The sequence below is a fragment of the Staphylococcus sp. FSL K6-0223 genome (genome assembly GCF_038008285.1).
Window position 1 is genome coordinate 846,479 of record NZ_JBBOYX010000001.1, and the last position, 25,903, is coordinate 872,381.

Annotated in this window: 27 protein-coding genes and 1 pseudogene; 19 read left to right on the forward strand and 9 right to left on the reverse strand. The window is 29.8% G+C overall.

Annotated elements, in window-relative coordinates; genetic code table 11:
* Window positions 1-99 precede the first annotated feature (99 nt).
* Window positions 100-723 (reverse strand): nitroreductase family protein, encoded by a 624-nt coding sequence (locus MHI13_RS04145; protein WP_061815724.1) that lies wholly within the window; start codon window positions 721-723, stop codon window positions 100-102.
* Between the two features lie 176 nt (window positions 724-899).
* Between MHI13_RS04145 and MHI13_RS04150 the strand changes: the two genes are divergently transcribed.
* Window positions 900-2,597 (forward strand): SdrH family protein, encoded by a 1,698-nt coding sequence (locus MHI13_RS04150; protein ID WP_340761024.1) that lies wholly within the window; start codon window positions 900-902, stop codon window positions 2,595-2,597.
* A gap of 55 nt (window positions 2,598-2,652) precedes the next feature.
* On the opposite strand, the gene mroQ is transcribed toward MHI13_RS04150, so the two are convergent.
* Window positions 2,653-3,393: an intramembrane glutamic endopeptidase MroQ gene (mroQ, locus tag MHI13_RS04155; protein WP_037541691.1), complete on the reverse strand. Its 741-nt coding sequence runs from the start codon at window positions 3,391-3,393 to the stop codon at window positions 2,653-2,655.
* A gap of 174 nt (window positions 3,394-3,567) precedes the next feature.
* Between mroQ and groES the strand changes: the two genes are divergently transcribed.
* The 4 genes and pseudogenes from groES to MHI13_RS04175 all read left to right on the forward strand — a co-directional run bounded on the left by groES (window position 3,568) and on the right by MHI13_RS04175 (window position 7,112).
* Window positions 3,568-3,855, forward strand: a complete 288-nt coding sequence (gene groES, locus MHI13_RS04160; protein ID WP_017175272.1) for a co-chaperone GroES — start codon at window positions 3,568-3,570, stop codon at window positions 3,853-3,855.
* Window positions 3,856-3,911: 56 nt separating this feature from the next.
* Window positions 3,912-5,531 (forward strand): chaperonin GroEL, encoded by a 1,620-nt coding sequence (gene groL / locus MHI13_RS04165; RefSeq protein ID WP_070547945.1) that lies wholly within the window; start codon window positions 3,912-3,914, stop codon window positions 5,529-5,531.
* Window positions 5,532-6,049: 518 nt separating this feature from the next.
* Window positions 6,050-6,259: pseudogene (locus MHI13_RS04170) on the forward strand (hypothetical protein); the annotation flags it as partial.
* A gap of 181 nt (window positions 6,260-6,440) precedes the next feature.
* On the forward strand, window positions 6,441-7,112 hold the full coding sequence (locus MHI13_RS04175) for a type 1 glutamine amidotransferase (protein ID WP_054105550.1): 672 nt from the start codon (window positions 6,441-6,443) through the stop codon (window positions 7,110-7,112).
* Window positions 7,113-7,162: 50 nt separating this feature from the next.
* Here the strand turns inward: MHI13_RS04175 and MHI13_RS04180 are convergent, their stop codons facing one another.
* Entirely contained in the window at window positions 7,163-8,449 is a 1,287-nt protein-coding gene (locus MHI13_RS04180) for an aminotransferase class I/II-fold pyridoxal phosphate-dependent enzyme (RefSeq protein WP_070547947.1), read from the reverse strand.
* Window positions 8,450-8,641: 192 nt separating this feature from the next.
* Between MHI13_RS04180 and MHI13_RS04185 the strand changes: the two genes are divergently transcribed.
* The 10 genes from MHI13_RS04185 to MHI13_RS04230 all read left to right on the forward strand — a co-directional run bounded on the left by MHI13_RS04185 (window position 8,642) and on the right by MHI13_RS04230 (window position 14,912).
* The gene (locus MHI13_RS04185; RefSeq protein WP_017175266.1) at window positions 8,642-8,737 is read left to right on the forward strand and encodes a Trp-rich small protein; all 96 of its coding nucleotides are present in this window, start codon (window positions 8,642-8,644) and stop codon (window positions 8,735-8,737) included.
* A 181-nt stretch (window positions 8,738-8,918) separates the two neighbouring features.
* On the forward strand, window positions 8,919-9,095 hold the full coding sequence (locus MHI13_RS04190; protein WP_002455099.1) for an SE1626 family protein: 177 nt from the start codon (window positions 8,919-8,921) through the stop codon (window positions 9,093-9,095).
* 187 nt (window positions 9,096-9,282) lie between these two features.
* A complete protein-coding gene (gene pmtR / locus MHI13_RS04195) occupies window positions 9,283-9,663 on the forward strand; it encodes a PSM export ABC transporter transcriptional regulator PmtR (protein ID WP_002450053.1) in 381 nt (126 codons plus the stop codon).
* Window positions 9,660-10,559, forward strand: a complete 900-nt coding sequence (gene pmtA, locus MHI13_RS04200; RefSeq protein WP_070547949.1) for a phenol-soluble modulin export ABC transporter ATP-binding protein PmtA — start codon at window positions 9,660-9,662, stop codon at window positions 10,557-10,559. Before pmtR ends, pmtA begins: the two co-directional genes overlap by 4 nt.
* Complete coding sequence (gene pmtB / locus MHI13_RS04205; protein ID WP_061544635.1) at window positions 10,556-11,218, forward strand: phenol-soluble modulin export ABC transporter permease subunit PmtB; 663 nt, start codon at window positions 10,556-10,558, stop codon at window positions 11,216-11,218. Before pmtA ends, pmtB begins: the two co-directional genes overlap by 4 nt.
* A gap of 17 nt (window positions 11,219-11,235) precedes the next feature.
* Window positions 11,236-12,108 (forward strand): phenol-soluble modulin export ABC transporter ATP-binding protein PmtC, encoded by an 873-nt coding sequence (pmtC, locus tag MHI13_RS04210; protein ID WP_002450019.1) that lies wholly within the window; start codon window positions 11,236-11,238, stop codon window positions 12,106-12,108.
* Window positions 12,109-12,837, forward strand: coding sequence for a phenol-soluble modulin export ABC transporter permease subunit PmtD (gene pmtD, locus MHI13_RS04215; RefSeq protein ID WP_017175262.1), 729 nt, complete (start codon window positions 12,109-12,111; stop codon window positions 12,835-12,837). It begins immediately after the preceding gene.
* A 144-nt stretch (window positions 12,838-12,981) separates the two neighbouring features.
* The gene (locus MHI13_RS04220; protein WP_002450066.1) at window positions 12,982-13,467 is read left to right on the forward strand and encodes a hypothetical protein; all 486 of its coding nucleotides are present in this window, start codon (window positions 12,982-12,984) and stop codon (window positions 13,465-13,467) included.
* 48 nt (window positions 13,468-13,515) lie between these two features.
* On the forward strand, window positions 13,516-14,070 hold the full coding sequence (locus MHI13_RS04225; RefSeq protein WP_019835505.1) for an HAAS signaling domain-containing protein: 555 nt from the start codon (window positions 13,516-13,518) through the stop codon (window positions 14,068-14,070).
* Window positions 14,070-14,912 (forward strand): DUF4097 family beta strand repeat-containing protein, encoded by an 843-nt coding sequence (locus MHI13_RS04230; RefSeq protein WP_048761669.1) that lies wholly within the window; start codon window positions 14,070-14,072, stop codon window positions 14,910-14,912. Before MHI13_RS04225 ends, MHI13_RS04230 begins: the two co-directional genes overlap by 1 nt.
* Window positions 14,913-14,977: 65 nt before the next feature.
* Here the strand turns inward: MHI13_RS04230 and MHI13_RS04235 are convergent, their stop codons facing one another.
* Window positions 14,978-16,018, reverse strand: a complete 1,041-nt coding sequence (locus MHI13_RS04235) for a C45 family autoproteolytic acyltransferase/hydolase (RefSeq protein ID WP_017175259.1) — start codon at window positions 16,016-16,018, stop codon at window positions 14,978-14,980.
* Window positions 16,019-16,297: 279 nt separating this feature from the next.
* On the opposite strand from MHI13_RS04235, the gene MHI13_RS04240 reads away from it, so the two are divergent.
* On the forward strand, window positions 16,298-16,471 hold the full coding sequence (locus MHI13_RS04240; RefSeq protein WP_002450085.1) for a hypothetical protein: 174 nt from the start codon (window positions 16,298-16,300) through the stop codon (window positions 16,469-16,471).
* Between the two features lie 122 nt (window positions 16,472-16,593).
* On the forward strand, window positions 16,594-17,640 hold the full coding sequence (gene pglS / locus MHI13_RS04245) for a 6-phosphogluconolactonase (protein ID WP_048761667.1): 1,047 nt from the start codon (window positions 16,594-16,596) through the stop codon (window positions 17,638-17,640).
* A gap of 57 nt (window positions 17,641-17,697) precedes the next feature.
* On the opposite strand, the gene MHI13_RS04250 is transcribed toward pglS, so the two are convergent.
* The 3 genes from MHI13_RS04250 to MHI13_RS04260 all read right to left on the reverse strand — a co-directional run bounded on the left by MHI13_RS04250 (window position 17,698) and on the right by MHI13_RS04260 (window position 20,798).
* Window positions 17,698-19,080, reverse strand: coding sequence for an aldehyde dehydrogenase (locus tag MHI13_RS04250; RefSeq protein ID WP_048761664.1), 1,383 nt, complete (start codon window positions 19,078-19,080; stop codon window positions 17,698-17,700).
* Window positions 19,081-19,259: 179 nt separating this feature from the next.
* Window positions 19,260-20,189, reverse strand: coding sequence for a manganese-dependent inorganic pyrophosphatase (locus MHI13_RS04255; RefSeq protein WP_002450056.1), 930 nt, complete (start codon window positions 20,187-20,189; stop codon window positions 19,260-19,262).
* Between the two features lie 48 nt (window positions 20,190-20,237).
* Complete coding sequence (locus MHI13_RS04260; RefSeq protein WP_002450084.1) at window positions 20,238-20,798, reverse strand: cysteine hydrolase family protein; 561 nt, start codon at window positions 20,796-20,798, stop codon at window positions 20,238-20,240.
* Window positions 20,799-20,931: 133 nt separating this feature from the next.
* Here MHI13_RS04260 and MHI13_RS04265 point away from each other — a divergent pair, with 133 nt between their 5' ends.
* Window positions 20,932-22,014: a glycosyl hydrolase family 28-related protein gene (locus tag MHI13_RS04265; protein ID WP_039984319.1), complete on the forward strand. Its 1,083-nt coding sequence runs from the start codon at window positions 20,932-20,934 to the stop codon at window positions 22,012-22,014.
* Between the two features lie 240 nt (window positions 22,015-22,254).
* Window positions 22,255-23,814, forward strand: coding sequence for an SLC13 family permease (locus tag MHI13_RS04270; protein ID WP_070547955.1), 1,560 nt, complete (start codon window positions 22,255-22,257; stop codon window positions 23,812-23,814).
* Window positions 23,815-23,994: 180 nt separating this feature from the next.
* On the opposite strand, the gene MHI13_RS04275 is transcribed toward MHI13_RS04270, so the two are convergent.
* Complete coding sequence (locus MHI13_RS04275) at window positions 23,995-24,795, reverse strand: prephenate dehydratase (protein ID WP_070547957.1); 801 nt, start codon at window positions 24,793-24,795, stop codon at window positions 23,995-23,997.
* Between the two features lie 30 nt (window positions 24,796-24,825).
* Entirely contained in the window at window positions 24,826-25,893 is a 1,068-nt protein-coding gene (locus MHI13_RS04280; RefSeq protein WP_070547958.1) for a nitric oxide synthase oxygenase, read from the reverse strand.
* Between the last annotated feature and the right edge of the window lie 10 nt (window positions 25,894-25,903).

The following is a 25,903-nucleotide window of genomic DNA, read 5'->3' on the forward strand; positions in this document are numbered from 1 at the left end:
CAATTTACTAAATTTGGCTATGAAAAGCAAAATGAAGCACATTACAATTAAGGTAAAATGACTTAACTGTAATATGCTTCATTGATAAATTTAAATTTATTATTTTTTAATAATAAATCGTTGATCAGTAGGATGAATTTCTTTTTCACCAGCTTGTTCTTCAATATCACCAAATGGCATTTGTGCTACAAGTTTCCATGATGCTGGAATATCAAATGTTTGTGTTGTAACTTGATCAACTAGTGGATTATAGTGTTGTAACGATGCGCCGATACCTTTTGAACTTAGTGCAGTCCAAATTGCGTATTGATGCATAGCATTTGTTTGAACAGCCCAGTTAGCAAAATTATCAGCATATGATGGCATTTGTTCTTGTAATGATTTTATAACATCTTCATCTTCAAAATATAAAATAGTTCCGTAGGCATGCTCGAAACCATTAATTCTTTGATTAGTAGGTTCAAAGTCGCGATCTGGTCCCATTACATCTTTGAGTACAGTTTTAGCATTTTCCCAGAATTTAATATGTTGATCATTAAGTAATAAAACGATACGTGTTGATTGTGAATTAAAAGCTGAAGGCATATATTTTACAATATGTTCAATCATTTCCTCTAATTCTTCATCACTAATAGAAATAGATGTTTTAGTTTTATAAATTGTACGTCTGTTTTCAACTTCAGTTAAAAATGGTTTTGTGTTTTCTTTATCAAATAGTCCCATCAAATAATCTCCTTTTTTTAATATATCCAGTATAAAATTTATACTGGAATAAGTAAATTATTATATAACAAAAAATTTCATAAATATTAATATTCTTTATCAATTTGTTTATATGCATGCATGATATGTTTTTATTCTTTATACTAAAACTGTTAAAAATAAGAGGAGGTCTCAGAATGATAAAACAAAATGTTATTCGAACAAGTCTTATTTTTGCTATAAGTGCAACTATATTCAGTCACTATAGTTATGCTGAAACCTCTTCTAATATAGAGAGTGAAGACGTAGATCAGAAAGTAAACCTACAAAAAACTTCTGACACTCAGCATTCTAAAATTGAACTAAGTAATGAAAATCAAAACATAAAAGAATTTAATCATACCAACGATGAAACTAGCAACACAGAAGAATCACAACAAGAAAGTAACGAAACTAACAGTAAGGAAGAATCAACAGCAGAGGAATCACAAGAAGAAGGCAACGAGCCTAACAGCACAAAAGAATCAACAGCAGAGGAATCACAAGAAGAAGGCAACGAGCCTAACAGCACAAAAGAATCAACAGCAGAGGAATCACAAGAAGAAGGCAACGAGACTAACAGCACAAAAGAATCAACAGCAGAGGAATCACAAGAAGAAGGCAACGAGCCTAACAGCACAAAAGAATCAACAGCAGAGGAATCACAAGAAGAAGGCAACGAGACTAACAGCACAAAAGAATCAACAGCAGAGAAATCACAAGAAGAAGGCAACGAGCCTAACAGCACAGAAGAATCAACAGCAGAAGAGTCACAAAAAGAAAGCAACGAGCCTAACAGTACAAAAGAATCAACAGCAGAGGAATCACAAGAAGAAAGTGACGAAACTAATAACCCTAAAGAACCAAAAACAGAGAAAGCACATGAAACGAACAAGGAAACTGATAGCATAGAAGAACCAAAAAAAGAAAAAGTTAATGATAAGAATCAACAAAAGAGTGGAATAGAACATATCCATAAAAATAACACGTCATCTTCTAAAGAAAAAAATCATAATAAATATAAAACAACACAAAAAAGTAAAAATGATGATTCGACTATTTTTAAGCAAGAAGAACATCAAAATGTAAGGTCTAAATCAATGAAGTCGAAACAAAATCAAATCATACAACCATATAACGATAATACTTCATCCAATGTTTACTCAAACACTAATTATCAAAAGGGTAAGTCTCAAAATAGTGTTTCAAAAACAATGTTTAACCAATTGTTTTCACGACAACTAGTTGAAAACAATCATAATAACTTTGAACCAACACATTTAAAGCAAAATAATCTATATTTTCAAAGTGATAGAAGAAAAGAATCCACTTATCCAAGTATATATCAAATAGAGTCAAGATTTTCAGAAAATATCTTAAATAGGTTTAATCAATATGCAAAGGGTGCTTATAAGTACAACCCATATATTATTAATAAGGTTAATCATTTAGATGATAATAGTGAAAAAATAACAAATAAAGATTTTAATCGTTTAATTACGAAACAAAAATTTGATAATCAAAATCTAAATATATTACAAGAGGATTCTCAATACTTTAGATTTCAATATTTTAATCCACTTAATGCTAAAGAATATTATAAAAATTTAGATGAGCAAGTTTTATCATTAATTACAAGTGACATTGGCTCTATGCCTGATTTAAAAAAGCCAAAAACAATTCATAAGTATGAAGTAGAAGAACATACAAAAGTCATTACTTCTCCTCATAAAAAAACAGAATCAAAATCATATATAAAAACTTTGAATATGATACTGATTCCTACTTTAATTTTAATATCTTCCACTGTAATGATAATTTATGTATATCAAAAGTTAAAAACGAAAAAAAAGTAAAAGCATCAAATGTCTAGAGCATTCGATGCTTTTATTTATTAAGATAAATTATGTGCTAGTTACACAAATGAATAATAAATTGAGTTTGTTGTTTTAAATGATTTAATGAATCGCCAAGGAAAATTTGCATTACTACAACGAAGCCATTTTGAAACATATGAATAAGTATCGGAACAGAAATTCGTTTTGTTAAAGTATAAGCTAATGAAAGTATCATCCCCATACCAAAATAAATAAGAATAAATTTAATATCATTATGAGCTAATGCAAAAAGTAAAGAACTTACGATAGAAGCAATTAAGAAGGCAATGATTCTATTTCCTTTAATTCGATCATATAGTTCACCAAAGAACACTTTTCTAAATACATATTCTTCTAAAATAGGGCCTACAACAGAAATTAATATAATAAAAATAGGGAGTTGTTTTGCTACAGCCATTATTCGTTGAGTATTTGGACTTTGTTGTGGTTGACCGAAAATCCATATGTTAATCACACCTACAATAACTTGATATAACATAACTATGAAAAAGCCAAGTACAGCCCATGGGATAATATAACGTTTTGATTCTTTATGTTCTTGCTCTAAGTTTGTAGGATTCTTAATTTTGAAATGAAGAAAGATGATTAAAATTGCTGCAAGTATAAATAAGATAACTTGAGTATACACTCCAGCCCTAGCTAAAGCCATACCTGATAAACGATTAAATATAGGCGTCTGTGCTAGAACTAAGGGTAAAAATTGTGCTAAAGCGTATATAAATAATGTTAGTATTGCCACCCAAATTCTTGCCATTTGAAACCTCCAGATTAAATATCAATAATTCTTATTTTATCGTAAAAAACTCAGATGTACAAAAGTAAGAGAATGTTTTTACTTGAAATATTGACCAAATTTGATTATTATAAAAATTAGGTTAGCACTCATTATATTAAAGTGCTAAATAGACCCTGCTAAGGAGGAACAATCATGCTTAAACCATTAGGAAACCGTGTGATTATCGAAAGAAAAGAACAAGAAGAAACAACTAAAAGTGGAATCGTTTTAACTGATAGCGCAAAAGAAAAATCTAACGAAGGTGTTGTAGTTGCGGTAGGCAGCGGACGTCTTCTTGATAATGGTGAGACAGTTGCTCCCGAAGTAAAAGAAGGTGATTCAGTAGTATTTCAAGAATACGCTGGATCAGAGATTAAACGTGGAGAAGAAACTTATTTAATTTTAAATGTAGAAGATATATTAGCAATTATAGAAAAGTAAAAATAACTATATAAAAATTGTCAAAAAAATGATTAATATTAATGGAGGTCGTATAGATGGCTAAAGATCTTAAATTTTCAGAAGATGCTCGACAAGCGATGTTACGTGGTGTGGATAAACTAGCAAACGCTGTTAAAGTAACAATTGGTCCTAAAGGTCGAAATGTTGTATTAGATAAAGAATATGTTGCACCTTTAATTACAAACGATGGTGTAACAATTGCCAAAGAAATTGAATTAGAAGATCCATATGAAAATATGGGTGCTAAATTAGTTCAAGAAGTAGCAAATAAAACAAATGAAATTGCTGGTGATGGTACTACAACTGCTACAGTATTAGCACAAGCAATGATTCAAGAAGGTTTGAAAAACGTAACAAGTGGTGCAAATCCAGTTGGTTTACGTGAAGGCATTGATAAAGCAGTCAGAGTAGCAGTTGAAGCATTACATGATATTTCTCAAAAAGTTGAAAATAAAAATGAAATCGCACAAGTAGGTGCAATTTCTGCTGCTGATGAAGAAATTGGTAAATATATTTCTGAAGCAATGGACAAAGTAGGTAATGACGGTGTTATTACAATTGAAGAATCTAATGGACTTGATACGGAACTAGAAGTTGTAGAAGGTATGCAATTTGATAGAGGTTATCAATCTCCATATATGGTAACAGATTCTGATAAAATGATTGCGGAATTAGAAAGACCATATATTTTAGTTACAGATAAGAAAATTTCATCATTCCAAGATATACTACCTTTATTAGAACAAGTTGTTCAATCAAGTCGACCAATCTTAATTGTGGCAGATGAAGTCGAAGGTGATGCATTAACAAATATTGTATTAAACCGCATGAGAGGTACTTTCACTGCTGTAGCTGTTAAAGCACCTGGCTTTGGTGATCGTCGTAAAGCAATGTTAGAAGATTTAGCAATATTGACTGGTGCAACAGTGATTACAAATGATTTAGGATTAGAATTAAAAGATGCTTCTATTGATATGTTAGGTACTGCAAATAAAGTAGAAGTAACAAAAGATAATACAACTGTTGTTGATGGTGATGGAGACGATAACAGTATTGATGCACGTGTAAGTCAAATCAAAGCACAAATTGAAGAAACTGATTCAGACTTTGATAGAGAAAAATTACAAGAACGTCTTGCTAAATTAGCTGGTGGCGTAGCAGTGATAAAAGTAGGTGCTGCTTCTGAAACAGAATTAAAAGAACGTAAATTACGTATTGAAGATGCGTTAAATTCTACACGCGCTGCAGTTGAAGAAGGTATTGTTGCAGGTGGCGGTACAGCATTAGTTAATATCTATAATAAAGTTGAAAAAATAGAAGCGGAAGGCGATGTTGCGACAGGTGTTAATATTGTACTTAAAGCTTTATCAGCACCAGTACGTCAAATTGCTGAAAATGCTGGATTAGAAGGTTCAGTTATTGTTGAAAGACTTAAACATGCTGATGCAGGTGTCGGATTCAATGCTGCTACAAACGAGTGGGTGAATATGCTTGAAGAAGGTATTGTAGATCCTACTAAGGTAACACGTTCAGCTTTACAACACGCTGCAAGTGTTGCTGCAATGTTCTTAACTACTGAAGCGGTAGTTGCAAATATCCCAGAGCCTGAAAGTAATGATAATGCTGCAATGGGCGGTATGCCAGGTATGATGTAAAAACGCCTATAAATGTTGATATATCAATGTTTTGTGTTTTTACTGGTCATAATTTAGTTATAGAAATTTAGGAAATATAATAAAAAGACTGATAAGTTCATTTTGAAGTGTGCTTTGTCAAATAGACAAGTAAATAATTAAAAGATATGGTTGGTTTTGTTTTATGCAAAATCAGCCATTTTTAATGTTAGTTTTTTATATTAAAAAAATGGACATATTCTTTAATTATTTGTTTAGCTTTACTGATATCTTTAAATATAATTTAAATATTTTTTACATAAAACTTGTCGAAATTTTACATCTTTTGATTTTCAACAATTTTATTTAATATACAAATTGAAAAAAAGAAAAAGATAATAAATAAAAATGCTAAATTTAATAATCAAAATAATAATATAGATTAATATAGTGATAAAAGAATTCTTGCTTTTTATATTTATGTTGTTATTTAATTTTCTGACGGTTTTGATTATAGAGTGAATCTGTACTGAAATATTGATTAGTTAATTCAAAATGATCCAGTTAAAGGTGATATGTGGGCTAAATAGTATGCAAATTTATTAAATGTTAATCCTAATATGAATATTGAACTAGCGTCTTCATTTGAACGTGGTGCTAGTAATGAAAAATTCAAAAAACAAGGTGGAACACTGATTTATACTACATGGAAAGATGGAATGAACCCTATTAAATACTATAGTGACTTAATAGGAAATAGAAAAGTATGAGTTTTATATTGGAGTCTAGGGCAAAAAATGATTGTCTTAGATTCTTTTTATATATTGGAGTGCTTATAAAAGTTTTTAAATATAAAAATTATATAATTTTTATGATATTTATTTTAAGTGTTTCGAAGTATAATGATATCAAAGATATAAATAAACATTGACTTTTAAAGGAGAATCAACAATGAGGATTAATATTTTACAACATACCCCTAATGAAGGTCCTGGAGTTATCAGAGATTGGGCTACCGAGCATCACCATGAATTATATATTTATCATCCTTATTTTAATGGCGGTATCATTCCCAATGTTAAAGAAACAGATTTACTTATTATTTTAGGAGGACCCATGAGTCCTAATAATGAGGATAAATGGATTTTTGAAGAAAGAGAATTAATTCGCAATTTAATACAGCAAAATAAGCCAATATTTGGTATATGTTTTGGCGCTCAACAAATTACTAAAGCACTAGGATATACTGTAGGAAAATCTCCAGTAAAAGAAGTCGGTTGGAATAAAGTTTATCTTGAGTCATCCATCATTCCTAATATTCCAAAAGAATTGATGGCATTACATTGGCATGAAGAAACATTTTATATACCTAAAAATGCACAATTATTATTTTCAAGTCAATATTTAAAAAATCAAGGATTTATTTTGAATAATATTATTATTGGATTACAATTTCATTTTGAACCAGATGCTCATGATATAAAAGAGATTGTCATGAATGATGCTTCATACGCGGTTGATTCCGTATTAAATCAAACGTCAGAACAGATTCTTAACCAAGAAGTACCAAAAGAGAATAAAGAAGTAATGTTTAAATTATTAGATTTTATTACAAGTCATTAAAAAATAGCGAGAGCCTTCCTGGTTAGGTCTCTCGCTATTATACTTTTATGTTATTTTAAGTCATCAATTGCTTTAGCAATAGAATCAAAAACATGTGGAATATCGTTTTTTTCAACACAACTAAAAGCAATACGAATATCTGTATCATTAAGTGCAATAATACCAATTGAGTATTTATCGATTAAATGAACACGAAGTTCTTCAGGGTTAACACCGATTACTTTAAGTGCCATAAAGTATCCAGAGTTAAAATCATATGCTTGCCAATGTTGTTTATATTTTTCATCATAAACTACTTCTTTTGTTACTTCATAACGCTCTTGTAGTGTTTTTACATTAGCTTGTATTTCTTTATCAAATTGTTCATGGTTCTCTAGTATATATTTAATTGCACTTTGAGAAGGCATTGCTCCACTTGAAATATTACTTCTAATTAATCCTTTAACTTTAGCCTCTAATACGTCTTTAGCTTTTTGATTATTTAATCCAAATGTAAGGAAGCCAACACGTAAACCCCAAGCAAAAAATTCTTTAGTTGCACCGTCAAGGCGTATCGGTAGAATGTTTTTTGAATCTAATTGAGTAATTGCAGTAAAAATAGATTGTGTATAGACATCTTCATAAAATAAACCATAGTATGCATCATCTACGACTGTAATCACCTTAGTTCCTTTTTCTGCTAAGCGTTCAATTGCTGAGACAATTGTATGAACTTCTTCTTGAGTAGGTGTATAGCCTGTTGGATTATTAGGATAATTTAAGATAATAATTGCTTTATCTTGTTTAAAATTATCTAAAGTAGATACAAGTGAATTTGTTGTATAATGTCCATCTTGATCGAAAATAGCATAAGTTTCAATATTTGCATTATGTCTTGTATTAAAAATAAGTTTATAGTTTCCCCAGTTATGTGTTGGTAATAAAATTGTATCTTCATCATTTACAAATAAGTCAGCAACTAAAGATAAACCATGTGTTAATGCATTCGTCACGATTGGACGGCTTATAGATGAAGCTTTTAAACTAGGATTTTCTTTTAACATTTTTTGTTGCCATAAATCTCTTAAAGTTTCAATTCCTTGTGGCGGAGCATATGGGAAAATCTCATCCGGAGAAAGATGATTGTAGACATCAAATAATGTGTCTGCATACATTTTTCCTTTATCATTAGTTGCCATACCAATTGTTGCATTGTATTTTGTTGATTTGGCTTCTGCAGACTGAGACAGAATACCTTTGGGATAAAACATAGATTGACCTAATCTCGATAACATGCTTAATATTTCAGGACTGTCATCGACTAGTTGATCGTTTAAATGTTGTGCTAAAGGATGCATTTTCATAACCTCGCTTTAAATTGTTATTCACATTATATATTATCTTGAATTAAACAAAATATAAAGTTTTCTAATAAAAAATAAATCAGAGAAGTGTTTTATTCACAAACGGAACATATGTTCTGTTTGTGTGTTAAAATATATATAGGTCATCATGAGATATGACACTTTACTTTGTGGAGGTGTAGTGTAATGTCGTGGTTATTAGAAGGTTTAGTCACACTTATAACAGGGAGTATGCTTATTATATTTCGAGTTTGGTTAGAAACTAAGTGGAAAAATAAATAAGATGGCCTTACACAAAAACCCCTTAACTTGATGTGGCAAGTTAAGGGGTGTGTAATGTAATTTGTGGATATAACACTATCTTAACATAGAGCATATACAATTCAATTTTAATTAAATAAATGATTAATGCATATAAAATAAAAAATTTGATATAATTATCATAATGAGGTGACTAAAAATGATGAAACACCTAACAAAAATTTTTGTAGGTTTAGCTATTGTTTTGTTTGTCATTGGATATTATCTACAAGCCACTGGACATGAAAGTCAAGGTATAAAGTTATTATTGGCTGCCATTATGTTTATGATATGTGCATTTATTAATCGTAGCAATGACAGACGTAAAAATAAAAAGTAACATATGAAAACTATGATGCAATTACCACTGTAATACTGTATCATAGTTTTTTTGTTTAACTATGTTTATAGTGTATATACAACTTATGTCTTAAGAATACTGATTTTATCTTATTTTTATTATTTCACTTTACAAATCTGTATATACTGTATATATTATTTATATACAGTTGAAAAGGGGGACATAAATGAAAGTTATTCTAAAAAACACCAGTGAACAGCCCATTTATGAACAAATTAAACAACAAATTAAAGAAAATATATTAAAAGGTTACGTTGAAGCTGGAAGTCACTTACCATCTATGAGAGAACTAGCGAAAGATTTGCAAGTCAGTTTAATTACAACAAAGCGTGCCTATGAAGATTTAGAAAAAGAAGGATTTGTCACAACAATAAGAGGTAAAGGAACATTCGTAAAAGAACAAGACAGTTCAATTTTAAAAGAAAAACAATTTTTTGTAATTGAACATCTTGCACGTTCCATGGTAAAAGAAGCAAAAACAATTGGTATGCCTCTAAAAGAATTAAATGAAGTTTTAGCTTTAATTTACGAGGAGGAAGATGAATGAAAGCGATTGAAGTTAAGCACGTAAGTTATAATACTAAAACTTTCCAAATCAAAGATCTTTCATTCAGTATTCCTCAAGGATTTGTTACGGGCTTTATTGGAAGTAATGGTGCTGGCAAGACAACAATGATTCGATTAATGATGGATTTGCTTGAACCTAATACTGGAGAAATTAAAATCTTAGGACGACAAATGAAAGAGTCGGCAAAATGGATCAAAAATAAAATTGGTTTTGTTTACTCAGAAATGTATTTCAACCAACAATGGAATATAAAAAAACTAGAAAATATGATTTCTCCTTTCTATTCTAAGTGGGATAGTCATATATTCCATCAGTATTTAGAGCGATTCAATATACCAAGTCATCTTAAAATTAAGCATTTCTCTAGTGGAATGAAAATGAAGTTATCTTTAGCCATTGCTTTAAGTCACCACGCTGAGTTATTTATATTGGATGAACCAACAGCAGGTTTAGATCCAATTGTAAGAAATGAAGTTCTAGAAATATTGCAGCAAGAATTAATAGATGAAAATAAAACGGTTTTTATTTCGACTCATATTATTTCAGACTTAGAAAAAATAGCAGACTATCTTGTATATATAAAAACAGGCAATCTTGTACTTGAAGGCTATTGTGATGATATAAAAGAGAAATATTTTATCGTAAAAGGTGATAACAAAGATTTAGATGATGAATTAAATCAACTCCTTTTATATAAAGAAGAAAAGCATACGGGTTATGTTGGTTTTACAAAACATGGTCAAGCATTTAAGGAACTATTTGGAAAACAAGTTGAAATAAAACATCCAACGATTGAAGAATTAATGATTTACCTTGAGAAAATGAAAGAAACTAATGATGTTGAAACTCAAAATAGAAATGGGTTGATGGCATGAAGCAACTAATAATAAGAAATTTTAAGTTAAGACGTTGGACACTTATCATTTATTTAGTGCTTATTGTTATTAATCCTATTTATACTCTATTTTTTTCAAAAACAAGCTATGGTTTCGTTGTATATACTCCACTTGCCATTACATTAATGATTATAAGCATTTTAGATTCAGGACAATTATTTAGAGTACATAGACGATTAGGTGGAAAAGAGTCGTATCTTTTTTATGAAAGCTTACCAATAACTAAGAAAGAATTGCTTAATGCAAATTATCTGACATGTATTATATTAACGATTTTAGGAACATTGATTATTGGATTATATAATTTTCAATCAACAAATATTCAGGTAAATGAGTTGCGTTATTCGACAGCACTTTCATTTTTGAGTGTAAATTTATTTAGCATCCCTATTGCTTTTAGTAAAAGTACAGAAAGAAAAAGAGAATATATTTCTTACACTGTTTATATTATTTTAATGGTACTCGTTATACCGATGGCAATTGCATTTATCTTTTTGGCTATTAATGTATTCATTTTTCATAATGCACTTGATCCAAATGTATTTAATAAATATTTAAGTATTGGATTAGTTATTATAAGTGTGATTTGGCTAGTTACAAATTATTTTATTCAAATAGCACGTATTAATCGTCGCTAGAAAAAAGGAGGACTTTTATGAAATTAGAAAATATTACTAAAACATACGGTAATAATAATGTTTTAGACAATATAGATTTTGATTTTGGAGATAGCAAAATTGTAGGACTCATTGGTAAAAACGGTGTAGGTAAAACTACACTGATGAAAGTGATGAATGGAAATATTATTAATTACAAAGGTAAAGTTAATTTAAAAGATGATGAAAATATTGGCTATCTCATTGAACATCCAAAACTTTATGATAATAAAACGGGGCTTTATAATTTAAGACTCTTTGCTCAGGTGCTTGGTCAAGGATTTGATAAAGCCTATTCAGATAAAATTATAGATGCTTTTGGTATGCGTCCTTATATTAAGAAAAAAGTTAAAAAATATTCAATGGGTATGAAACAAAAATTAGCGATTGCCGTATCATTAATGAACAAACCAAAATATCTTATTTTGGATGAACCTACAAATGGTATGGATCCAGATGGCTCAATCGATGTTCTAGAAACGATACAATCTTTAGTAAATGAATTAAATATGAAAATTCTTATTTCAAGTCATAAATTAGAAGACATCGAATTGATTTGTGATAGAGCTGTCTTTTTAAGAGATGGACATTTCGTTCAAGATGTCAATATGAAAGATGGTAGTGCAGAAGAAAGTACCTCTATTACGTTGGACAATGATGATTTTGATCAAGCGCTAAATTATTTACAAGAACATTTTAATGTTATTCATTCTTATAAACAAAATGGAGAAATTCTTATTAAAGCAGAACGAGATTATCGAACATTGCTTAAAGCGCTCGCACATATTAATGTGTATCCTAAATATATTGAAACACGTAAAAATTCGCTTCGAGATACGTACTTTAATATTAATCAAAGAGGTGACCATTAGATGAAGAGTTTACAATTAGTTAAATATGATATATTAAGTTTTTTTAAAAGTTATTTAACATATATCGCGCTTATATGTATCTGGGGTATCATCACAGCAATGACTGTACTATTAGCAAAAAATAATGATAAAGTCGATTATTCAATGATATTACCAATGGCAAATTGGATGTTTCTATTCTTTGGTTTACTCGTTGTTATTAAAACAATTACACGTGACTACTCTCAAGGAACGATTCAACTTTATATGAATAAAGTGAAAAATAGAGTAGGTTATGTGATAGCGAAAACGATTTCGATTATTATTTTTTCGTTCATATTTACACTTATCACGTATGTTACACTTTTAGTTATTCAGACTTTTACAGATGGTAAAAATTTAAATGGAGATAAATTCCTAACGAATATTTGGTTCTATCTTATCTTCTTACTATTTTTTGGATTATTATTATTCTTAATTACTTTAATTGTCCAAAAACCAGCAGTCATTTTTACATTAGGTATCTTTTTAGTGTTTATCGTACCATTTTTACAACCATTTTTAGGTTTAATCCCTGAATGGGGCGATAATATTCAAAAATCACTCAAATATATACCTTTTAGTTACTTAACAGAAAAATCATCATCAGGTAGTATTAAATTTACGAATTGGCAATGGTTCATTTCTATTGCATCTATTGTTATTTTATTTATCGCTGATGTACTTTATGCTGCTAAACGAGACATTTAAATTAATAACTTTTTAATAAAACTGGCGACGATACGTTCAATTTTTGTCGCCAGTTTTATTTGCATTGAAAGGTACTTTAATATTTTTTGAATATAATCATAGTTATGATATATTAAAAAAATAAGTATATAAGTGGTGGTCCTATTGCATATTCAAAATAGATGGGTTATCTCAATTTTATTTATTGTCATTTCTTTATTAGTTGTACTAGGATTGACAATTTATAAAAATGAAAAAACGGTTGATTTAAGTGATGTAGAAATTAATCATTTAAAGCTTAATGAAACGTTTGATAACTCAGAATATAGTTTAAATAAGCATGTGAAATTAGATAGGTATGTTTTTTATAATCATAATAAATATAAAAATTTAACAATAAAAGTCAAGAAAAAACATCACAAAATTAAAGGAATTATCTTAGTTAAAGATACTTTTGTTAACACAAATTTTGATGTTCATATAGGTGACCAAATCGATGCTGTTATAGATAATCTAGGTTATAACTATGACAAAGATAAGGTAGGTAAAGGTTATGATGCTTTAGTGTATCTTGATAAAGATCATCACATGAAATTATCAATTTTATATAAAGATAATATTGTTAAGCGAATTGAATTCTTTAGTCGTTGATAGTTAATAAAAATAAATTTATGTTTTAAGAAAGTATGTGAAAGAGAAATGGATAAAATTACTTTTTTGAATGAACTGGAAACGGAACTTGATGATTTACCACGTAAAGACAAAGATAAAGTTATGAATGAATATGAAGATATCTTTTATAATCAAGAAACAAAAGGCAAGACAGATGCTCAAATATTAGATGATTTGAAAAATCCTTATACTATTGGAAAAGAAATAAAAGCTAAAGAAGCAATTTCACATGCTAAAGTTACACCTAACTTTCGTAATATTGTAAAAGCTATTATGGCATCATTAAGTTTGGGTGTTATTTCTTTTTTCTTAATTGTTATCCCAATGATAATATTCTTAATATTTCTAGCCTTTGTTTTCGTCATTTCAATTGTGCTTATTTGTTTACCTATCTTATTAATTATTATTAGTATCCTTAAAAGCACTCCTGACTCTTTTAGTAATTTTCTTTATAGTATTTCTTATGCTGGAATAGGTATATTAGCGTTCGTTGCAATAATAAAAATTGTTCAGAATTTATATAAACTTGTTTTAAAATATTTATCATGGTATATAAAAATAATTAAAGGAAGAATCCAGTGATGAAAAAGTTAACAATAAGTGGATTAGTTATATTTGTTGTTTTTTTTCTAGCAGCAACGTTGGTATGGTTTGTTCATGATAAAGATATTTATAAACGACTGAAATATAATGAAACGTTTCATCAATCATCTATCTCTAAATTGAATATAGATAGTTATAGTTCTGATATCACTATTACTCAAGGTTCTTCATTTAGAGTGAAATATTATGGGGACAATAGTATAAAAGTGAACACTCAAAAAGACAGCTTAAATGTAAAAGAATCACGTTCTTCTAAAAGAGGATATAGCTTTAATTTAAACCCTTTTAAAAGAAGCAAGTTCAACATACATATAACCATTCCACCTGATAAATTAAAACAATTAAATATTGATGCTAAATTAGGAAAATTAAATATTAATAACATAGATATCAAAAAAGCTAGAATTAGAAAAGACGGAGAAAATTTAAATATCAAAGAAGCTAAACTTGATCGTATTGATTATTATAGTGATCATGGCACAATTAATATAAAAAATAGTGATATAAAAAATAGTCAATTTAAAGTAATACATTCTAATATTGTGGTTAATCATTGTACCTTGAAAAATGGATTGTTCATTACAAATGAAGGAAAGCTTGACTTTAAAAACATGCCAAGTCAAATTGATATGAAGAGCTCAAGTAAAAAAGGTGATATAAACATTGATTATAAAACCAAGCCTAAAGACACCTTGTTAAAACTACATCCAGGAATGGGTGACAATAACATTAAGAATCCTTATTTTAAAGATAGCAAAGTAGGTAATAGTTATAATATTATAGAGTGTTATAACGTTAAAGGTGATATAAATATTAAATAGGATGAAAAAGATTAGACAAAACGTTGATTAATTAAATTTTAAAACGTTTATCTAATCTTTTTTTATTAATACGTAGCAAATGTTAAATCAGTATCTAGCTTTCCAGTAAATTCTATTAAATCAAGTTCATGACCCTCTAACCATGATTGAAAGTCGATAGATAGAGGGGGTCTATTCTCACCTAATGTCATCCAAGCTTTTAAATGCTTAGGTTCATACATTGATGTATGAATCGTTCCTGACCAACTTTTAAATAACTTACTATAAATATTATATTTAGGATCATTAAAAAGTTTAAACGCAGTATATTTATCTATATCTTCTGACGTTTGACTAATTGTGCGAGCAAGACGTTCTTTAGATTCTTTGGTATAGTTACGATTTTCATGTGTTAATATTTCAAAGTGATTAGTACAAACTTTATCATATCTAACATCAAATGAGCGTGGCGTAATTTCAACAATTGCATGATTTAAATGCTTATCCATTAAAATATAACTAAATGAACTTCTATGGGGTAACTCTTTTAGAAATTGAATTGCTTCTTTTACATCTTTACAATATTCTAAGACAAGTCGTCCTACCATATAACATACAAATCCATTTGCAGGATGCTTACGGTGCATAAAATTATATCCCATCACAAGACCTGCTTCATTCATACCATCCATACGACCAGTTACTCTAGAGGTTGGTCCTATTTGCGCGAGTCCACCATCATTTGGTTGATAAAGAAGATATCTGCCATCATATGTAGCAGGATGATAGTCATAATTACGAACCATATAATCTTTACCTTGAAAAACTGTACATCCACTTTCATTTAAATCAGTAAAACGATAGTGACCGAAATTTAAAATCATTTGTTTAGTCGGTAAATTTAATATCTCTTGCATTCCTAATAATTCTTCCCAGATTTCTGGTGCATACGTTTGGAAAATGCTATATGTTTCATTAACATCAATGTCAAAACGAGGTATACGCTTCTTCCATTCACGTTCTCTATTTTCTAGTAAGGGCGTCTGTTTTAACCACTGAGCAGTTTTGATACCTAAATCAAAATGTGATCCGCGAAAGGTCATAATATCTGACTTAACTTCTTGCATGAAAAATCCTCCTATCATTTGTTTTATTATTTATATTGAACAATAATTTATATTAAATTTAAAGTCTTATAATGTTTATTTATATATGATAGTAATTCACTGTGTAAATAAGACAAATGTCATTCATTATAAATAAAGAAAAAATATTTGATTTTTTAAAAATCTTTAATTTTAGGTTTGAAATAATATATAAAAAGGTATGTATTTAATCATAACGTTAACTATGTTAAAATGATTTAATGTAAACGTATTTATTTTAAGTACAGGGGTGAAACATAAATGTGGGATTTCATTAAAGGTTTATTTAAATTCTTATTAAGCTTTACAGCTATTACAGCACTAGTTGTTGGTGTAGTAGTAGTAGTATTTGGCTTTATTTTCAAAAAAGACTTTGAAGATATCGAAAGAAAAACAAAAGAAATCGTATCTGATATTGAAAGCAATAATGCTTAATGCAACGATGTACCATATACCAGTAATTTCATTTGAAGTTACTGGTTTTTTTTATTACTCTTAAATAAATACAATTGGCTAGTATAAATGTTAATAATATTGAATATAATGGAGGTATTAAAATGACAACCAAAGGTTATGTGGGGTCTTATACAAAAAAAGAAGGTAAGGGTATTTATATATTCGAACTTAATGAAGATAATGGAGAAATACAATCAGTAGATACAGGATATGATATCGAAGCATCGACTTATCTTGCTCAAACTGAACAATTTTTGTATGCAATTACTAAAGAGAATGAAGCATGTGGTGTGGCTGCATTTAAAAAAGACGAGAATGGACAGCTTACACTCATTAATAAATGTTTAGCTTCAGAGAATGGAACAGGGTGTTATATTTCTGTTTCTAGTGATCATAACTTCTTATTCGAAGCGGTTTATACTGCTGGAATAGCACGTATATATCAACTTAATCCAGAGACAGGCGAAGTGGTAAAATTAATTGAAGAGTTAGAACATAGTTATCCAACTGGAACACATGAGCGTCAAGATCATAATCATATTCATTTTATTAGAGAAACCCCTGACCATAAATATGTAGCTGTGACTGATTTAGGTGCAGATAAAATTGTAACATATACATTCGGAGTTGAAGGGTTTAAAGAACATGCAGTATCAAAATTCCATGCTGAAGATGGACCGCGTCATATTGAATTCCATAATAATGGGACATACGCGTATGTTGTTCATGAGTTATCTAATAGAGTAAGCGTTGTACAATATCATGATGGAAAATTTGAAGAAATTGAACGTCATTTAACGATTCCTGAAGATTTCACTGGAGAAACTAAATTAGCAGCTGTGAGACTATCTCATGATCAACAAAATCTATATATTAGTAATCGCGGACATGATAGTATAGCGATATTTACAGTAGTTGATGATGGAAAAGGAATTAACCCGGTTGAAATAGTAAAAAGCGGGGGAGAATTTCCAAGAGATTTTAATATTACTGAGTCAGATGAATACCTTGTATGTGCACATCAAGAAGGAAATTACGCGCTAACAGTATTTAGACGTGATACAAATAGTGGTATGTTGATTGCTACTGACAATCAGTATACCGCACCTGAAGGTGTATTTGTTGATTTCTTGAATTCATTGTTATAGATAAAAAATATCCCTATAATGTAAACACTTGTAAAGTGAGCCATTATAGGGATTTTTTTATAAGTTTTTGAAAAATGTTCTAATATATTTGAATTTACCTTTATAAGGGGGATAGATAATACTCGAATCTAGTCGAGTAGATTTAAAAATATATGATTTCATATGACTAAATGTATCAAATGAATATTTGCCATGATATTCGCCAATTCCTGAAGCACCTACGCCACCAAAAGGTAAATTTGGGTTAGCTAAATGCATTAAAGTGTCATTGATTGCACCGCCACCAAATGACAATTCTTCTAGCACACAGTTCGTTGTATTTTCATCTTCACTAAATAAATATAAGCTTAGAGGTTTAGATTTGCTTTGAATAATATCTATCGCTTCATTAAAATCATCGTAGACGATGATGGGTAATAATGGACCAAAAATTTCTTCTTCCATAATTTTAGATTGTGGGGTAATGCCGTCTAAAATTGTAGGTTCGATATATTGTTCATTTTCATCCGTATGCCCACCAAAAATCACTTCATTACGATGTATTGCTAATAATTCAGAAAGTCGATTAAAATGTTTTGTATTAACAATACGTCCAAAATCAGGACTATTTTGAATATTTTTGCCATAGAATTCTTCAATAGATTGTTTAAATGATTGAATTAATTCATTTTTAACTTTTCTATTCACTAAAATGTAATCTGGTGCTACACAAGTTTGACCAGCATTGGTGAATTTACCAAAGCTAATACGATCACTTGCTACTTTAATATTAGCAGTTTCATCTACAATCACTGGTGATTTACCACCAAGTTCAAGTGTGACAGGAACTAAATTTTTACTTGCTGCTTCGTAAACAATTCGACCTACATTTTCGCTACCAGTAAAGAATATATAATCAAATGGAAGATTGATTAATGTTTGAGTTTCTTCAACGCCACCTTCAACGACAGCTACAAAATCGCTTGTAAATACATCCTCAATCACTTTTCGCACTACTTGTGCAACATGAGGAGTAAGTTCAGAAGGTTTAATGATGGCGTTATTACCAGCTGCTATAGCACCAATAAGAGGTTCGAATAAAAGTTGTACAGGATAATTAAAGGGACCGATAATTAATATTGTCCCATAAGGCTCAGGCTTAATATAACTCTTTGATGGAAACATAAATAGGGGTGTATCTACTTGCTTAGTTTTAGCCCAGTTTTTTAATTCTTTACGAGCTGTTTTTATACTTTTTAAAAGTATACCAATTTCAGTAGCATACGCTTCTACTGAACCTTTCCCTAAGTCTATTTTTAACGACTCTAATAATTCTGTTTCATGGTCTTTAATACTTTTACTTAATAGTTTTAATTGTTGTTTACGAAATTTGATATCTTTAGTTTGATGTGTTTTAAAAAACTGTTTACTTTCTTGAAATTGTTTTTCTATTAAATTCAATTGTAGTACCTCCTGTACAGTCAATCCCAATACCGTTATAGGTGTGATTGACTATATAATTTTAGTTAAATGTATCCAAGGTTAAAACATTTGAATGAATGATTAAAATAAATTAAAAAAAGGCTGAGAGTTAAGTAACCTACTATCTCAGCCTTATTATATATGAATTAAAATATGAATTATTTAGTTAAAATTTCAGTGATTTGAGGTACAACTTGTTTTTTACGAGAAACTACACCTGATAAGAAAGCCATACCATCATCTAATTGAACATTGAAGGCTTGACCAACTTTATCCTTTTCAGCTCCGACAACTAAAATTTTAGAATCACTGTTAATAATATCAGTGACAACTAATACAAATAAATCATATTTTTCGTTTGCACTTGTTTCTAACATTGCTTTTTCCAATTCATCTTTACGATTTAAGACTTCATCAATATCTACAGTATTGACTTGAGCAATACGAGTAACATAATCTCCCATATTAAATGATTTAGCATCCATATTTAATAACTCTTCAGCAGATTTATCAGTTGTTGAAGCACCTGCTTTCAACATTTCTAAACCATATTCATCTAAATCGACATTAGCAATGTCTTTTAATGCTTTAGCAGCATTTACATCTTCTTCAGTACATGTTGGAGATTTAAATAATAAACTATCTGAAATAATAGCTGAAATCATTAATCCAGCAATTTCAGGTTTAATCTTAAAGTTACGTTCTTTATACATTTTATAAAGAATTGTAGCAGTACAACCTACAGGTTCTGCACGATAGTATAAAGGGCCTGCTGTTTCAAAGTTCGCAATTCTATGATGATCTACGACATTCACAATATTCGCTTTAGCAATAGTTTCAGCACTTTGTTGGAATTCATTGTGGTCAACTAAGATAACGTCTTGACCTTCTAAATCATCATTTAATAAAGTTGGTGCATCAACTTTAAAATGATCTAATGCATATTTTGTTTCAGCACTCACTTCACCTAAGCGATAAGGAGTTGCTTCAGAATTTCCAGTTTGTTGTTCAAAATCAGCCATGATAATAGCTGAAGATATTGCATCTGTATCCGGATTTTGATGTCCAAAAATATAAGTTTTTGCCATTGATTTATTCACCCTTAATTTTTAAATTTATCCTTATTTTAGCATGTTTTAATTGATAACTTCTACCTTTGCACCTAATGAGTTTTTAAAATGAGCTAAAGCGAACTGATGACCCTCTTCATTAAATGAGGCAACACCTTGTTCAGGGATAATAATATGATAGCCTAAATTATAAGCAGAAATTGCTGTATGGAGTACACATATATCAGTACATACACCTACAATTTCAACAGTATCAATATGTCTTTCTCTTAATAAACTATCTAAAGCAGTACCATAAAAAGAATCATAACGTCGCTTATCTAAATAATGTACAGTATCTTCATTTTTATATTTATCAAAAAATGATTTTACCTTACCATATAATTGACGACCTGAAGTGCCTTCAATGTTATGTGGTGGGAATAATTTAGTTTCAGGATGATACGGGTCTTCTTCAAAATGTAAATCCATCATGAAAAAGATATTATCATGTTGATGTTGATATTGATTGAGTCTTTCTACAATAAACTGTTCAATATCTTGGCCTGGTTTACCACAAGTTAATCGGCCGTCATCAGCGATAAAATCATAAGAATAATCTACAACAATCAATGCTTTGTTAGTCATAATAAACATCCCTTTCTTAATAAATGTTTGAATACCTTAAAAAATGTATAATATTAAATTATAAATATAGTATAGCTATACACCATTATGGTTACAAATATATTTAATAACAACATAAGATAGGGGATAAAAAATATTGATCAATGCACAGGATTTTGGTTTAAAAGGAAAACATAAACGAAGAGATACTAAAGCTATACAAAAAGCACTTAATGCCGCAAGATATGGAGAACATACAGTTTATATACCATCTGGGACTTATTATATTAGTAAAGCATTAGTGATATATGATCATACCACTTTAATATTAGAAGATGATACCATCTTGCAGCGTCACTCGAGAGATGCATTGTTAAAAAATGGTAAAAAATTTGGTTTCTATCATGGATATCAAGGAAATGGGCATATTAAAATAAAAGGTGGTATATTTGATATGAACGGTTCAAAGTACCCCTACAATAATACCGCAATGTCTATAGGTCATGCTGAAGATATCGAGTTAATAGATATTACAGTACTTGATGTTGTAGGTGGACATGCACTAGATGCTTGTGGAATCAATGGTTTATATATTAAGAACTGTAAGTTTAAAGGCTTTTTTGATGTAAATGGTGATCGCTCATTTTCTGAAGCAATTCAATTAGACATTCAAGTGCCTGGGTCATTTCCTAAATTTGGTACGACTGATGGCACGATTACCAAAAATGTTGTCATTGAAGATTGCTATTTTGGAAATTCAAACCAACCTAAAATGCAAGCTTGGAATAGAGCGATAGGCTCTCATGCCAGTCGTTATAATCGCTTTTACGAAAATATTCATATAAGGAATAATGTGTTTAACGGAATGAATGAATATGCATTAACTCCGTTAAAATCAAAGACAATGTTTATCTCAAATAATACCTTTATAAATTGTAATGGTGGTATTCGTTTTCTTGGAGTTAAAGATGGAAAAAATGCGGCTGATGTTTCTACAGGACAAGTTCAAAAGACTCAAGCTGGAGATAATTTGACTGTAACCGGTAATCATTTCGAAGGAGAAATGAAAAGAGATGCTATACACGTGAGAAGTTATAATAATGTAAAACATACTAATGTTTTTATTGCAGGTAATTCGTTTAATCATTCGACACAAAGATTACATTTAGAAGATATTTCTAATTTGACATTTAATCAAAATGATAAAGTTAAAGTTAAAAAAATTAATATTGATTAGTATTTAATTTAAAAAGGTATAATTATAGATGAAAAATAAATGATACGCGCTTTATTATGATATATAATAAAGCGTTTTCTTTTATGTTATAATATCATTATATATTTTCAAAAAAGTCAGATTTCTATGAGGCTTGTTTGCAATATAATAGGTATCAAATCAACTTTGTTGAGATGATGCCATATTTCTAAAAATAGAATATATTAAGTTAAGTTTCTAATTTTAAAGGGGGAGAATTAGATGACTAAGCAATCAGGTTTTCGAAGAAATGCACAATACTTAACATTTTTTTCTAAAAAAGATCATACAAATCAATCTTATTCTATGGGGCAATTATTGGGGCTCATTTTAGGACCGTTATTGTTTGTTCTTATCTTATCATTCTTTCATCCAGTAGAACTTCCTTTCAAAGGGGTATATGTTTTAGGAATTACGGTGTGGATAGCTATTTGGTGGATTACAGAAGCGATACCAATTGCTGCAACGAGTTTTTTACCACTCATACTTTTGCCTTTAGGACATGTACTTTCGCCTGAACAAGTCTCTTCTGAATATGGTAATGATATTATCTTTTTATTTTTAGGTGGTTTTATTCTTGCAATTGCTATGGAAAGATGGAATTTACATACACGTGTAGCTTTAACTATTATTAGATATATTGGCGCAAGCACGAGTAAAATATTATTAGGCTTCATGATTGCTACAGGATTCCTATCAATGTTTGTATCAAATACAGCGGCTGTTATGATAATGATACCTATTGGTTTAGCAATTATTAAAGAAGCGAATGAGTTGAAAGATGATGACGTTAAATCAGATAGTATTTCGAAATTTGAAAAATCACTTGTTTTAGCAATTGGTTATTCTGGGACCATCGGAGGATTAGGTACACTTATTGGAACACCGCCACTCATTATACTAAAAGGACAATTTGAACAACATTTTGGACAAGAAATTAGCTTTGCTAAATGGATGATTGTTGGTATTCCTACAATCATTATTTTAATAGCACTAGCATGGGCTTATTTAAGATTTATCGCATTTAGACATGATCTGAAGTATTTACCGGGTGGTCAAACATTGATTGAAGATAAACTCAATCGTCTTGGTAAAATGTCTTATGAAGAAAAAGTAGTTCAAGCTATTTTTATTCTTGCCAGCTTACTATGGATAACAAGAGAATTTATTTTAAAAAATTTTTCAATAACATCTGAAGTTGCAGACGGTACAATTGCAATATTTATTTCTATTTTACTTTTTATATTTCCGGCTAAAAGTAAAGAAAAGCATAAGCGAATTATTGATTGGGAAGTGGCAAAAGAATTACCATGGGGTGTACTTATATTATTTGGTGGAGGCTTAGCTTTAGCAAAAGGAATTTCAGAAAGTGGTTTAGCAAAATGGCTAGGTGAGCAACTGAAAATGTTAGATGGGGTGCATCCACTAGTAATCGTTATTGTCATTACAATATTTGTGTTATTTTTAACAGAAGTGACTTCGAATACAGCAACTGCTACAATGATTTTACCTATTCTTGCTGCGCTATCTGTAGCAGTAGGTGTACATCCATTGTTATTAATGGTACCTGCAGCTATGGCAGCAAACTGTGCTTACATGTTACCAGTAGGAACACCCCCAAATGCTATTATATTTGGATCAGATAAGTTGAGTATTAAAGAAATGGCTAAAGTAGGATTTTGGGTTAATTTAATTTCTGCAGTGATTATTATAGTAGTTGTTTATTTCTTAATGCCACATATTTTAGGATTTGATATTTCTGACACATTAAATTTAAAATAAAATTAAATATCTTGAAATCATATATTCATTATGTATGTTTTATCTTAATACTTTAAATAAATACATAAAAAGAGCCTGGGACATCATGAGTTCATGAGTGATCCTAGGCATTTTTAATATGATGCGGTTAGATTTTCAGAATGAGAGGATAACTTCAACACAAATATTGTCCACTCTATTTTATTGACGATGAAAAGCGCCAATAATTTTTACTGAAAAATCTAATGTTTCTAATATCGAGATAACTTTATTCAAATTATCTGATAGACCGGTATCTGCTTGTACAAAGAAACGATACATACCCAGTTGAGTTTTCAGTGGTCTTGATTCAATCCATGATAAATTAATATCAAATAATGCAAATGTAGTCAGTATACTTGCCAGTAATCCAGCTTTGTCATACTTAGGGGTAATTAATAGCATTGTGTTATTCGTTTTAGACTCAAAGTTATTATCATTTTTTATGACTAAAAAACGTGTAACATTATGCGGATAATCTTGAATATTACTCTCTATAGCAGTATATCCGTACATTTCACCACTACCCACAGGAACAATGGCAGCTACATCTGAGGAAATTTTTTCTAATCCTTGAATCGTACTGTCAACATAATCGTAAGAAAATTGATGTTTTTGAATGTATTGGCTTGTTTGACTGATGGCTGGTGCGATAGAGTATACCTTTTTTATATTTTCTATCTTTGAGTCCCTTGTCGCATATAAACCAAAATTAATATCTAAATGTATTTCCCCATGTGCAAAAACATGTTGTTGAGCTAGTGCATCTGCCACAATGTTTATAGTTCCTTCAATTGAATTTTCTATTGGTACAATTGCTACAGATTGAGCGTCTCTATTTACTGACTTAATGACTTCATATAAATTAGACTTTGGTATGAAGTTAAAGTTATCTTTTGAAAAATATTTTTTAGCAGCTAAATATGAAAATGTACCTTCGGGACCTAAATAATATAAATGCATGATGAATTGTCACCTCATGAATCTTGTACATTAGTGGAATGGACATTTCATCGGTGTCGCTTTTTTATAATGGAAATTAGGATCTTTAATAATATTTTTGTATCCATGATGGTAATTAGCAGTTAACGTTGGCGATAACGGTGGGGCTAACCATGACCATTTTCCAGTAACATTACGATGATGCTGTTCCTCTTTTTCTTCAAATAATTCAAATTGTTTAGCAGCAGTTAAGTGGTCAACAATAGAAACACCCTGTGATTTAAAAGAGTGATAAACTGCATAATTTAATTCTACTAATGTACGATCTTTATTAAATGAATTATTTTTAAGTGTACCAAATTCAAATGTTTCTGCAACTTTTTCAAGCAAATTATAGCGGTAAGTATCAGTAAAATTACGAACTGCAATTTCAGTGACCATATACCAACCATTAAAAGGAGCAGTTGGATATGTAATTCCACCTATTTTCAAATCCATATTAGAAATAATAGGAACACCATACCATTTTAAATGTAAATCTTTCAGCTTTGGAAATTGATCATGTTCTATATCTACTTCTTTAATCAATGAAGCTGGAAATTCATGATATTTTATAGGTGAATTTGGTAATTGATAAATAAGAGGAAGCACGTCAAAGTCTGTACCTTTGCCTTTCCATCCCAAATGATTAGCTAATTGTGTTATCTCGCGTTCTGATGGATCGCCTTTATCTTCATATCCTGCGTAACGTATTAATTGATTGTTATATATTTTAGGTGCATCAGTTGAAGAAAATATAGTGATATATGGTTTGATTTTACCGCCATTTGTTGCTTTGTTTAAATGATTATGAAGCGCATCTAAGAAATGTTGTTCTGTATAAATATCTCGTGCATCCACAACATTTAACGATTCCCAAAATAAGCGTCCGACACATCGATTGGAATTACGCCATGCCATTTTAGCGCCATAATTTAGTTCTTCATAAGTATGTGTATAGGTACCTGTCCGATTGATTTCTTTCTCTATCTCAGTGATACGTTTAGAAATAGTATGATTTGAGTAATTTAATTCACCATACATAGTTTGGATAAAATTTGTAGCTTCTTCTAATAGCATATAATCACCT

Bases quoted from the DNA above. Each gene is read 5' to 3' on its own strand.
- MHI13_RS04225 (WP_019835505.1), top strand. From the start codon at position 13,516: ATGGATAAAATTACTTTTTTGAATGAACTGGAAACGGAACTTGATGAT.
- MHI13_RS04280 (WP_070547958.1), bottom strand. From the start codon at position 25,893: ATGCTATTAGAAGAAGCTACAAATTTTATCCAAACTATGTATGGTGAA.
- pmtA (WP_070547949.1), top strand. From the start codon at position 9,660: ATGAAAGCGATTGAAGTTAAGCACGTAAGTTATAATACTAAAACTTTC.
- MHI13_RS04275 (WP_070547957.1), bottom strand. From the start codon at position 24,795: ATGCATTTATATTATTTAGGTCCCGAAGGTACATTTTCATATTTAGCT.
- pmtC (WP_002450019.1), top strand. From the start codon at position 11,236: ATGAAATTAGAAAATATTACTAAAACATACGGTAATAATAATGTTTTA.
- MHI13_RS04175 (WP_054105550.1), top strand. From the start codon at position 6,441: ATGAGGATTAATATTTTACAACATACCCCTAATGAAGGTCCTGGAGTT.
- MHI13_RS04190 (WP_002455099.1), top strand. From the start codon at position 8,919: ATGAAACACCTAACAAAAATTTTTGTAGGTTTAGCTATTGTTTTGTTT.
- pmtD (WP_017175262.1), top strand. From the start codon at position 12,109: ATGAAGAGTTTACAATTAGTTAAATATGATATATTAAGTTTTTTTAAA.
- MHI13_RS04255 (WP_002450056.1), bottom strand. From the start codon at position 20,189: ATGGCAAAAACTTATATTTTTGGACATCAAAATCCGGATACAGATGCA.
- pmtR (WP_002450053.1), top strand. From the start codon at position 9,283: ATGAAAGTTATTCTAAAAAACACCAGTGAACAGCCCATTTATGAACAA.
- groES (WP_017175272.1), top strand. From the start codon at position 3,568: ATGCTTAAACCATTAGGAAACCGTGTGATTATCGAAAGAAAAGAACAA.
- MHI13_RS04150 (WP_340761024.1), top strand. From the start codon at position 900: ATGATAAAACAAAATGTTATTCGAACAAGTCTTATTTTTGCTATAAGT.
- groL (WP_070547945.1), top strand. From the start codon at position 3,912: ATGGCTAAAGATCTTAAATTTTCAGAAGATGCTCGACAAGCGATGTTA.
- MHI13_RS04180 (WP_070547947.1), bottom strand. From the start codon at position 8,449: ATGCATCCTTTAGCACAACATTTAAACGATCAACTAGTCGATGACAGT.
- MHI13_RS04240 (WP_002450085.1), top strand. From the start codon at position 16,298: ATGTGGGATTTCATTAAAGGTTTATTTAAATTCTTATTAAGCTTTACA.
- MHI13_RS04230 (WP_048761669.1), top strand. From the start codon at position 14,070: ATGAAAAAGTTAACAATAAGTGGATTAGTTATATTTGTTGTTTTTTTT.
- pglS (WP_048761667.1), top strand. From the start codon at position 16,594: ATGACAACCAAAGGTTATGTGGGGTCTTATACAAAAAAAGAAGGTAAG.
- MHI13_RS04185 (WP_017175266.1), top strand. From the start codon at position 8,642: ATGTCGTGGTTATTAGAAGGTTTAGTCACACTTATAACAGGGAGTATG.
- MHI13_RS04235 (WP_017175259.1), bottom strand. From the start codon at position 16,018: ATGCAAGAAGTTAAGTCAGATATTATGACCTTTCGCGGATCACATTTT.
- MHI13_RS04145 (WP_061815724.1), bottom strand. From the start codon at position 723: ATGGGACTATTTGATAAAGAAAACACAAAACCATTTTTAACTGAAGTT.
- MHI13_RS04270 (WP_070547955.1), top strand. From the start codon at position 22,255: ATGACTAAGCAATCAGGTTTTCGAAGAAATGCACAATACTTAACATTT.
- MHI13_RS04260 (WP_002450084.1), bottom strand. From the start codon at position 20,798: ATGACTAACAAAGCATTGATTGTTGTAGATTATTCTTATGATTTTATC.
- pmtB (WP_061544635.1), top strand. From the start codon at position 10,556: ATGAAGCAACTAATAATAAGAAATTTTAAGTTAAGACGTTGGACACTT.
- mroQ (WP_037541691.1), bottom strand. From the start codon at position 3,393: ATGGCAAGAATTTGGGTGGCAATACTAACATTATTTATATACGCTTTA.